At 74.6% G+C, this 9,329-nt stretch carries 10 protein-coding genes; 5 read left to right on the top strand and 5 right to left on the bottom strand.

The genetic code is table 11. The features are described from left to right. Nucleotides 1-292: 292 nt before the first annotated feature. The 3 genes from AB0J52_RS16360 to AB0J52_RS16350 form a co-directional block, all read right to left on the bottom strand. Nucleotides 293-613, bottom strand: coding sequence for a histone-like nucleoid-structuring protein Lsr2 (locus AB0J52_RS16360; protein WP_026413192.1), 321 nt, complete (start codon nt 611-613; stop codon nt 293-295). Nucleotides 614-627: 14 nt separating this feature from the next. Continuing rightward, on the bottom strand, nt 628-990 hold the full coding sequence (locus AB0J52_RS16355; RefSeq protein WP_500182405.1) for a histone-like nucleoid-structuring protein Lsr2: 363 nt from the start codon (nt 988-990) through the stop codon (nt 628-630). 243 nt (nt 991-1,233) lie between these two features. Next, nucleotides 1,234-2,253, bottom strand: coding sequence for a hypothetical protein (locus tag AB0J52_RS16350; protein WP_500182404.1), 1,020 nt, complete (start codon nt 2,251-2,253; stop codon nt 1,234-1,236). Nucleotides 2,254-2,532: 279 nt separating this feature from the next. Between AB0J52_RS16350 and AB0J52_RS16345 the strand changes: the two genes are divergently transcribed. Beyond that, a complete protein-coding gene (locus tag AB0J52_RS16345) occupies nt 2,533-3,417 on the top strand; it encodes an EamA family transporter (protein WP_500182403.1) in 885 nt (294 codons plus the stop codon). Between the two features lie 22 nt (nt 3,418-3,439). Here the strand turns inward: AB0J52_RS16345 and AB0J52_RS16340 are convergent, their stop codons facing one another. Together AB0J52_RS16340 and AB0J52_RS16335 are read right to left on the bottom strand one after the other, a co-directional pair. Continuing rightward, complete coding sequence (locus tag AB0J52_RS16340) at nt 3,440-5,059, bottom strand: FAD-dependent monooxygenase (RefSeq protein WP_500182402.1); 1,620 nt, start codon at nt 5,057-5,059, stop codon at nt 3,440-3,442. 2 nt (nt 5,060-5,061) lie between these two features. Beyond that, on the bottom strand, nt 5,062-6,021 hold the full coding sequence (locus AB0J52_RS16335) for an MBL fold metallo-hydrolase (protein ID WP_500182401.1): 960 nt from the start codon (nt 6,019-6,021) through the stop codon (nt 5,062-5,064). A 279-nt stretch (nt 6,022-6,300) separates the two neighbouring features. On the opposite strand from AB0J52_RS16335, the gene AB0J52_RS16330 reads away from it, so the two are divergent. From AB0J52_RS16330 to AB0J52_RS16315, 4 genes are all read left to right on the top strand, one after another. After that, the gene (locus AB0J52_RS16330; protein WP_500182400.1) at nt 6,301-7,800 is read left to right on the top strand and encodes a hemolysin family protein; all 1,500 of its coding nucleotides are present in this window, start codon (nt 6,301-6,303) and stop codon (nt 7,798-7,800) included. Beyond that, nucleotides 7,797-8,831 carry a hemolysin family protein gene (locus tag AB0J52_RS16325; protein WP_500182399.1) on the top strand — a complete coding sequence of 345 codons (1,035 nt, stop codon included), beginning with the start codon at nt 7,797-7,799 and terminating at the stop codon, nt 8,829-8,831. The genes AB0J52_RS16330 and AB0J52_RS16325 overlap by 4 nt, the downstream gene beginning before the upstream one ends. 111 nt (nt 8,832-8,942) lie before the next feature. Next, the gene (locus tag AB0J52_RS16320; protein WP_500182398.1) at nt 8,943-9,176 is read left to right on the top strand and encodes an RNA polymerase subunit sigma-70; all 234 of its coding nucleotides are present in this window, start codon (nt 8,943-8,945) and stop codon (nt 9,174-9,176) included. A gap of 3 nt (nt 9,177-9,179) precedes the next feature. Then, nucleotides 9,180-9,329 (top strand): Clp protease N-terminal domain-containing protein (locus tag AB0J52_RS16315; RefSeq protein WP_500182406.1); only part of this gene is annotated, 150 nt, incomplete at its 3' end.

The raw sequence follows: 9,329 nt of genomic DNA, 5'->3' as shown, positions 1-9,329 counted from the left end.
CACTGCCCCACGCCGTCCGGCGGACACTGCCCCACGCCGTCCGGCGGACACTGCCCCACGCCGTCCGGCGGACACTGCCCCACGCCGTCCGGCGGGCGCTGACTCACGGCGTCCGGCGGGGGCTGACCGACGGCGGGGGGCCGGGTGCCCGCGGACGCTCGGGACGCGGCGGGCGACGGCCGGCGGGTTTTCGGGTGGGATCGGGTGGTGTCCCTGGCGGCTTCGCGCCGTACCGCCGAATTCGCGGGGCAGGGACTGAATCGGACCGCGAGGGGCGACCCGATGGGCGGTGCTAGTGGGTCGCGTTGTACTGTTCGATCACCTTGGCCGGAATGCGGCCTCGGTCGTTCACCGGGATGCCGTTCTGCTTGGCCCATTCCCGGATTTCTGCGCTCTGCTCACGGTTGCCCGCGCTGCGCGACGGCTTGGCCGGGCGGCGGGCGGCCTTACGGGCGTTCGCCACGAACGGCTCGAACCGCTCGCGCAGTTTCGCGGCGTTCGCAGCGTTCAGGTCGATCTCGTATCCGACGCCGTCGAGCGCGAAGGACACGGTCTCCTCGGCGTCTCCGCCGTCGAGGTCGTCGGTCATGACGACGATGGTCTTCTGTGCCACGGGGACTCCCTGCGTTACGCGTCTGGGCTGGCTTCTGGGTGCGCCTGGACGAACGCCGCGTAGGCGGCGTCGGGCAGCGCGCCCTGGTCCGGGACCTCAAGGCCCTCGTTCTTGGCCCACGTGCGGACGTCGGCGTTGGTGAAACCCTTGAGCTTCACCGGGCTTTTCCGGGGCTTGCGCGAGCGCCCCGCCTGCTTCACCTCACGCGACTTCTCGACATAGCGGGACAGCGTGTCGAGGGTCTCACGCAGCCGCACGTCGTTCTCGTCGGACAGGTCAATGGTGAAAATCCGCCCCAGGATCTCGAAGTCGCGCTTGCGGACATCCTCGCCCTCGCCGCCATCGAGATCGTCTACCAAGATGACCTTCTCAGCCATGCGTTCCTTTCTGATTCCAGCGCCCTTTACGTTAGCGGACTTTCACACCTCATCGCTCAACACACGAACGCATCGAACAAGCGTTTTCAGGAGGGAAGGCCCACGGCGCCCTGTGCGGGACCCCCAAGGCGCTCCGAAGGAGTCCGCCCCACGGCGTCCGGAGTGTGATCTCCGAGACAATGACCCGCCGGGCGGGTCAGACACCCGCGGCCGGGACCGCCGTCCCGCCCAGGAAGGCCCGCGTCAGGCCGACTCGCCGCGCGGGGACGGGCCGGTCGCCAGTTCCAGGCCGGTGTCCACGGCGGAGGCGACGCGGGCGCGCAGGATCGCCTCGGCCCGGCGGGCGTCGGCGTCCAGCCGGTCGATCACCTCGACGGCGAGGGAGTCGCGGACGGTTTCGGCGACCAGGTCGCGGTAGCGGGCGTTCTGCTCCGGGAGGTCGCGCAGCACGCACCACTCGTGGTAGGCCTCGTCCGCGGCCTGGGCCGAGCGGGCGTAGGACTCCAGCGCCTCGATCCGCTCGACGATCGAGCGGATCGAGAGGTCGAGGGCGCGGCGCTGCGGCTCCAGCAGGGCGCGGACGGGCGCGGAGAGGCGGTCGGGCTGCTGGGCGCGCCGCTCGCGGCGCAGCCGGGTGTGCTCGGCGAGGGCGGCCGCGATGGCCCACTCCTGGCGCGGCAGCTCGGTGGCGTTGTCGATGGCGTCCAGGAGCCCGGCGGCCTGGGCGCGGGAGCCGAGGACGGCGTCGACGGCCCGCTGCGCCCGCACCAGGAGCCGGGCCGCGGGACGGTCGAAGTCGGCGGGCAGCAGGTAGCGGCCGTGGTGCTCGCGGGCGGCCCGGGCGGCGGCGGGCTCGCGCAGGTGGCGCAGCGCGCCGACGGTCCAGCCGGTGAACCCGGCGGCGGCGAGGGCGGCGGCCGCCTCGGGCTGGCCGAGCAGCAGCAGCGTCACCTGGACCACCGGGACGACGAGCATCGCGAGGACGGCGCCGCGCCCCCACCGCAGGGCGCGGGTGAGCAGGTCGTCCTCGTCGAGCGAGGCGAGGAAGAACAGCCGGATCCAGCCGCCCGGCATGACGCCGTAGAAGAACGCGAAGACCGGGATCCAGACCAGCCGGGCCGCGATGGTGGCCGGACTCAGCCGGGCCGGGACCGGGGCAGGCAGGCCGGCGGCACAGAGGCGTTCGGGGGCTGAGGCGAGCAGGTCGCGTTCGGCCTCCGGAAGGGAGGGGTCGAAAACGGGGCGGGGGCGGTCGTCGGTCATGGGAACTCCCACCGCGTCGGGGCAGTGCGTCGGGTGGTCCTTTACGTGCCTATCACGGCGCCTGGAACCGTTCCAGCGTCCGCCCGGATCATCACAACACCGGCACATTCAGCCCCAATGGCTTCTCTAGCCTCAATGGCCGCTACGCCCCAGGATGGAGCGGAGCGTGCCGGGGGTCGGATCCGCTCGGCGAGGTCCCCGGCGTCCTGGCGGAGCCCGATCATTCGGGCGGAGTCTGGAAGCCTGCCCGGACCGGGCCGGAGGATGTGGGGTGAGGCCATGGCGACAGCGCCGGCAGTGATCTTCGCGGGAGTGCTCCACGCGACCTGGAACGCGATCGCCAAGGGCGCCTCGGACCGGTGGGCCTCGTTCGCGCTGATCGGGATCGGGCAGGCCGTCCTGGTCGTCCCGCTGCTCGGGCTCGTGCCCTTTCCGGCCGCGGCGGCGTGGCCGTGGCTGCTCGGATCGGTGGCGGTGCACCTGGTCTACATGGGGCTGCTGCTGATGTCGTACCAGCTGGGCGACTTCAGCCAGGTGTACCCGCTGGCGCGCGGGAGCGCGCCGCTGATCGTCGCGCTGGTCGCGGCGGTGAGTCTGTCCGAGCGGCTCTCCGCTCTCCAGTTCGCGGGCGTCGCGGCGATCTGCGGCGGCCTGGCCGTCCTCGCCTTCACGGGAACCGGCGCGGCGGCGGCAGCGGAGGCGGAAACGGCAGCGGAGGCGGAACCGCGGCGCGCGCGGGACCCGCGGGCGGTCGCGGCGGCGCTGACGACCGGAGTGTCCATCGCGACGTATACGGTGCTGGACGGGATCGGGGTGCGGGCGGCGCACGGGGCGGCCGGGTACTCGGTGTGGCTGTTCGCCCTGGAGTCGCCGCTGACGGTCGCGGTCGTCCTGGCGCTGCGCGGGCGGGGGGTGTTGTCCGGCATGCCGGTCCGGACGTGGGCCATGGGCCTCGCGGGCGGCGTCCTCGCGATGGCCGGGTACGGGATCGTGCTGTGGGCGCAGACGCGCGGCGCGCTCGCGGCCGTGGCGGCGCTGCGCGAGACCGGCGTCATCGCGGGGGCGGTGATCGGCGCGGTGTTCTTCGCCGAGAGCATGGGCGCGCGCCGCATCGCGGCCGCGTGCGTGGTCGCCGCGGGCGTCGTCCTCATCACCGGCACCTAGCGAGGCTTCCGGGCCCCCGGTCTCAGAGGTCGTGGCCGAGCGCGGTCCGGACGGCGGCGGCCACGGCCTCGGGCGCGGGTTCCTGGAGCGTGGCGGCGAGGTGGGCGTCGGGGCGGACGACCCACAACTCGCCGGGCCGCAGATCGGGCAGGGCCTCCCGAACCGCCACCGGGTCAGGACAGGTGACGGGCGCGGCGGTCGCCTCCCGCGCGGCCGCCAGAAGTTCCGGATACGGCAACGAGGGATCGGCCAGCAAGGTGAGGCCGCCGCGCAGAAGCTGCCGCAGGCGCGGGGGCCGGACGCCGCCGCGCGCCGGGACGTCCACGAGCGGGACGGCGGCGGGCGGGAGCGGGGCGTCGGGGACGATGGTGCCCGGCGCGACGGACGGCGGCGTTCCGCGAGGCGGACGGCCGGCGCAGGGCCGGGACGGCTCCGGGACGGTCAGCGGTGAGCGGTCGTACCAGAACGGCTCGGCGAAGCGTCCGGAGTCGATCTCGTGGGCGGTCGCGGGGTCGGCGGACGCGCGTGCGAGCACCTCGGCCCGGCGCGCCCGCTCGGCGGGCGTGGACGGGGCGAGGAACCGCATGGTCGCCGCGGTGACGTCCAGGTTCTCCAGGGCCGCGGCGCGGCGCTCGGTGCCGTAGGTGCCGAGCAGCGCCGGCGGCGACCAGCCGCGCACCGCGAACGCGGTCTTCCACGCGGCGTTCTCGGCGTCCGGGACGCCGGAGTTGAGGCCGCGCGCGCCGAACGGCGCGTAGAGGTGCGCGGCGTCCCCGGCGAGCAGGACGCGCCCGACCGCCATCCGGGACGCGACGCGCGAGTGGAACCGGTACTCCGTAGCCCACAGCACCTCGTACGGACGGTCGCCCACGACCTGCCGGATGCGGGCGTCGAGGCGTCCGCCGGCGCGTTCGGCGGCGAGGTCGAAACCGGGCGGCACCTGCCAGTCGATCCGGTACACCGAGCCCGGGCAGGGGTGGATGAGCACCTGCCGGCCGGGGTTCCAGGGCGGGTCGAAGTGGAAGTGCCGCTCGGTCTCGCGGCCGGGCCAGTCGGTGCGCAGGTCAACGATGAGGAAGCGGTCGCCGCCGCTCTCCCCCGGGAAGCCGACGCCGAGCGCTTCGCGCAGCACCCCGGAGTGCCCGCCGGAGCACACCACCGCGTGCGACCCGCGCACGGACGCGCCGGACGCGCATACCGCGGTGACACCGGACGGGTCCTGCTCCATGCCCGTGACCTCGTGGTCCCAGCGGATCGTGACGCGCGGGTCGGCGTCCGCGAGGCCGTGCAGCACCTGCTCGGTGCGGGTCTGGGAGATGTTGACGAACGGCGGCAGCGGCCCGGCGTCCGCGAACCGCCAGGACGTCACCTCCCTGCCGCGGTGGAAGACCCGGCCCGTCGTCCAGGTCAGGCCCTCGTCGAGAATGGCGTCCGCGCCGACCGAGGACCAGATGTCCAGGACGTCGCGCTGCTGGCAGATCGACCGCGATCCGATCTCCGCCCGGCCCGGACGCCCTTCGAGCACCTCCACCCGCACGCCCCAGCGGGCGAGCAGCAGCGCCGTGGTCAGCCCCACCGGCCCGGCGCCCACAACCAGCACGGGCGCGGCCGGGTGCCGCCCGCCTCCGCCGTCCGCCGCCATGGTCAGTCCTGGAGCTCGGCCCAGACCTGGCGGTCGCGCTCGGCGGTCCAGATGCGGGGGCGTTCGACGCCGTCCAGTTCGTCCCAGAGGCGGGAGACGTCGAACGGCAGGCAGTGCTCGAAGATCGGCCAGCCGCCGTAGGACGGTTCGAGCGCGGCGTGCGTGGCGGTGAACGCCTCCCGCAGCGTCCCGCCGCGCTTGCGCACGTCGCGGACCTCGCGCAGCATCGTGTCGAGGAAGTCGCGGGTCTGCCCGATCGCGGCGCGCACCGCCTCGCGGCCGTGCGCGACGACGCCGCGCCCGCCGACCAGGGTGTCCGCGCCGAACGCGGCGACGCGGTCGAGCGTCGCCCCGGCCCAGTCGCGGTGGAAGGCGTCGCCGGTGTAGAGCGCGGCCTGTGTCTCCACCAGGTCGCCCGCGAACAGGACGCGGTGCCGGGGCAGCCAGGCGACGATGTCGCCCTCGGTGTGCCCGCGCCCGCAGTACCGCAGCACCAGCTCGCCGCGGTCCCCGCCGAGGTCGATGGTCATGGCGTCGGAGAAGGTCTCGGTCGGCCAGGTCAGCCCGGGGATGCCGGCCGGGTCCTTGAACAGCCGGGGCATCCGGCCGAGCTCCGACTCCCAGTCCTGCCGGCCGCGCTCGGCGATCAGCTCGCGGGTCCGGTCGTGCGCGATCACCGACCGGGTGCCGAACGCGCTCGCGCCGAGCGTCCGGACGGCGTGGTAGTGCGACAGCACCAGGTGCCTGATCGGCTTGTCGGTGTGCGCCCGCAGCACCATCAGCCAGTCGCGGGCCGCCGCCGGGGTCGCCAGCGCCTCGAAGCAGACCACGAAGTCCTCGCCCTCGATCGCGCCGACGTTCGGGTCGCCCTCGGCGGTCAGCGCGTACACGCCGTCGGCGAGGATCTCCAGGGTCGGGGTCTTCGCGGAAAGGTCGGCGGACGACGCGAACGGCTTGGGCATCGTTGCCCCTCGCTCTCTTCTGGGCGCACGGGAGGACGGCCGCCGGCGGGACGCGGCGGGGACCCTCACCGCCGGGGCGAAGGTTTCATTCCACACCCGGACGCCCGGTAACCACCGATCCCGCCCGTGCGCGCGACCCTCCCGGGCCCCCGGAGCACCCGCCCGCCTCCCCGGGGCGGCGGCGTCCCGCAGGCGGGAGGGTAGGGAAGATCGGTTGGGGGAACGTACCGGGGACGCCGAGCGCGCCCGGACGGGGCGGCGCGCGAAGGGAGGACGGGGATGACCGCGGCGCTCGGACTGCTCGCGGTCCTGCTGCTGACGGCGGCGACCGGCTATTTCGTCGCCCAGGAGTTCGCGTTCGTGACGGCGGACCGGCCGGTGCTGGCGGAGCGCGCGGCGGCCGGCGACCGGGCCTCCGAACGCGCGATCCAGGTGATGGAGCGGGTCTCGTTCATGCTGTCGGGCGCGCAGCTCGGCATCACCGTCACCGCCCTGGTCGTCGGCTTCATCGCCAAGCCCGCGCTCGCCGACCTGCTGGACCCGGTGCTCGGCGCGGCGGGCGTCCCGGCCGGCGCGGTCGGCGGGATCTCGGTGACCGCCGGGTTCGTGCTGGCCACGGTGATCCAGATGGTGCTGGGCGAGCTGTTCCCGAAGAACCTGGCGCTGGCCCGCGCCGAACCGCTGGCCCGGCGGCTGGCGCGCTCGACGCTGGTCTACCTGACCATCGCGGGTCCGGTGATCCGGCTGTTCGACCTGGCCGCGAACCGGCTCGTGCGGGCCGCCGGGATGGAGCCGGTCGAGGAGCTGCACCAGGGCGCGACGCTGGAGGAGCTCGGGCACATCATCGGCGAGTCCGGCGAGCAGCTCGGCGACCACCAGGCCGACCTGCTGGAGCGCGCCCTGGAGTTCTCCGACCGGGACGCCGAGGAGGTCATGGTCCACCGGGTGGACGTGGTGACCGTCCCGGCGGACGCGCTGGCGACCGAGCTGAGCGACGTCATCACCGCGCACGGCCACTCGCGGTACCCGGTGGTCGGCGACAGCGTGGACGACGTGCTCGGCGTGGTCGGGCTGGCCGAGCTGATCCGGCTCAGCCCGGACGAGGCGGCGCGCACGCCGGTCCGCGACCTGGTCCGTCCGGCGGTGCTGCTGCCGACGTCGCTGCCGCTGCCGCAGGTGGTCGCCGAGCTGCGCCGGCACGGCGACCCGCTGGCCTGCGTGGTGGACGAGTACGGCGGCTTCGCCGGGCTGCTGACCTGGGAGGACGTCGCGGAGGAGCTGGTCGGGGAGATCGCCGACGAGATCGACGCGGACCCCGACCTCGCGATCCGGGCCGGCGCGTGGTGGACCACCGACGCGGGCCTGCGGGTCGACGAGGTGGAGCACGAGACCGGCATCCCGCTGCCCCAGGGCGACTACGAGACCGTCGGCGGCCTGCTGCTGCGCCGCCTCGGCCGGGTCGCCGAACCGGGCGACGTCGTCCGCATCGAACTGGGCTCCGAACGGCTGGACGAGCCCGCCCGCGACGCGGTGGTCGAGGTGCTGACCATCCACCGGCACGTCCCGGAGCTGATCCGCATCTGCGTCGTCCCCGCCGGAGGCGCCCCGCCCACGACGAAGACCGGCACCGGAAACGGAACCAGCGGCGCGGCGAGCGGAGACGGCGGAACGGGCGGCGCCGAGAACGGTGGCCGCGCCGTCGACGGCGACACCGGAATGGCGAACGGCGAGGCGGGCCAGCGGCCGTCCGCCCGCCGCGACGGGAAGGGGGCACGGTGAGCCTGCCGGTCGGTGTGCTGTTGACGCTGCTGCTCCTCGCGGGCAACGGCTTCTTCGTGGCCTCGGAGTTCGCGCTGGTCGCGGCGCGGCGGCCGCGCCTGGAGAAGGCCGCGGCGGAGGGCAGCGGCGGCGCGGCGTCCGCGGTCGCCGGCATCCGCGAGCTGTCGCTGATGCTGGCCGGGGCGCAGCTCGGCATCACGATGTGCTCGCTCGGCCTCGGCGTCGTGTCCGAACCGGTCTTCGCCGGGACGCTCGCGACGCTGTTCCACCATGTGGGGGTGCCGAGCGGCGCGGCGCATCCGGTGGCGTTCGTGCTGGCGCTGGCGTTCGTGACGTTCCTGCACATGGTCCTCGCGGAGATGGCGCCGAAGTCGTGGGCGATCATCGACCCGGAGCGGTCGGCGACCGTCCTCGCCCCGCCCTTCCGGGGGTTCGCGTGGGTCGTGCGGCCCGTCCTGGCGGCCCTGAACGGGGTGACGAACCTGCTGCTGCGGATGGTCGGCGTCCGGCCGAAGGGCGAGGAGGAGCTGTCCCGCACGCCCGAGCAGCTGCGCAGCCTGGCCGTCGAGTCGCGGCGGCTCGGGCTGATCGCCGAGACCGACCTGAACCTGCTGACCGCCGCGCTGGACGCCCCGCGCGCCCCGCTCGCCGGGCTGGTGATCCCGACCGCGAGGGTCGTGTCGGTGGCGGCCGAGGCGTCCCCGCAGGACGTCATCGACACCGCCGTCCGCACCGGGCACACCCGCCTGGTGGTCTCCGGCCCGGCGGTCCCCGGCGCCCGGAGCGCACCGGCGGGGGTCGTGCACATCCGGGACGCCTACCTGGCCCGCGCCCGCCAGACCGAGCCGCCCGCCGGTGAGCTGTCGCACCGGATGCCCCGGCTGTCGGTGGCGACTCCGGTGGCGGAGGCGGTCGCGGTCCTGCGCGACCACCACAGCCACCTGGGCCTGGTGCTGCGCGACGACGGCCGCATCGCGGGCATCGTGAGCCTGGACGACCTGCTCACCACCATCCTCGCCCCCACGGACTGACCCCGCCTCCGACCTCCCGGCCTGCCCCCCGGGCAGAGCCCGGTCCGCCGCCTCCCCACCCAGGCGTCAACCATCGTTGACATGGCCGCCGCGTCAACCTACATTGACAGCATGAGCGACGGAGTGAGGCTCGCCCAGGAGGCGGGCAGCCGGGACCCGGCGGTCGGCCTGCGGGCCGTCCGCGCGCTGCGCGACCTGGCCGAGCGGCTGGAGGCGCTGCAGGTGGACAACGCCCGCGAGCAGGGCTGGTCCTGGCAGGAGATCGCGGTCTGCCTCGGCGTGAGCCGGCAGGCCGTCCACAAGAAGCACGGCGGGGGACGCCGCATCCTCAAGAAGGAGCACTAGGAGATGTTCGAACGGTTCAGCACCGGGGCCCGCGAGGTCGTGAAGGCCGCGCAGGAGGAGGCCCGGAACCGGGGCGACAAGTCGATCGGCACGCAGCACCTGCTGTTCGCGCTGACCCGCGACGACGGCCCGGCCGGCGAGGCCCTGCGCGAG

The sequence above is a fragment of the Spirillospora sp. NPDC049652 genome (assembly GCF_040675125.1).
In the GTDB taxonomy this organism is placed as follows: domain Bacteria; phylum Actinomycetota; class Actinomycetes; order Streptosporangiales; family Streptosporangiaceae; genus Spirillospora.
Note: the sequence above shows the minus strand (reverse complement) of the source record. Positions and strands in the feature narration are given on the sequence as shown.

Bases quoted from the DNA above. Each gene is read 5' to 3' on its own strand.
- AB0J52_RS16355 (WP_500182405.1), bottom strand. From the start codon at position 990: ATGGCTGAGAAGGTCATCTTGGTAGACGATCTCGATGGCGGCGAGGGC.
- AB0J52_RS16350 (WP_500182404.1), bottom strand. From the start codon at position 2,253: ATGACCGACGACCGCCCCCGCCCCGTTTTCGACCCCTCCCTTCCGGAG.
- AB0J52_RS16345 (WP_500182403.1), top strand. From the start codon at position 2,533: ATGGCGACAGCGCCGGCAGTGATCTTCGCGGGAGTGCTCCACGCGACC.
- AB0J52_RS16340 (WP_500182402.1), bottom strand. From the start codon at position 5,059: ATGGCGGCGGACGGCGGAGGCGGGCGGCACCCGGCCGCGCCCGTGCTG.
- AB0J52_RS16335 (WP_500182401.1), bottom strand. From the start codon at position 6,021: ATGCCCAAGCCGTTCGCGTCGTCCGCCGACCTTTCCGCGAAGACCCCG.
- AB0J52_RS16330 (WP_500182400.1), top strand. From the start codon at position 6,301: ATGACCGCGGCGCTCGGACTGCTCGCGGTCCTGCTGCTGACGGCGGCG.
- AB0J52_RS16320 (WP_500182398.1), top strand. From the start codon at position 8,943: ATGAGCGACGGAGTGAGGCTCGCCCAGGAGGCGGGCAGCCGGGACCCG.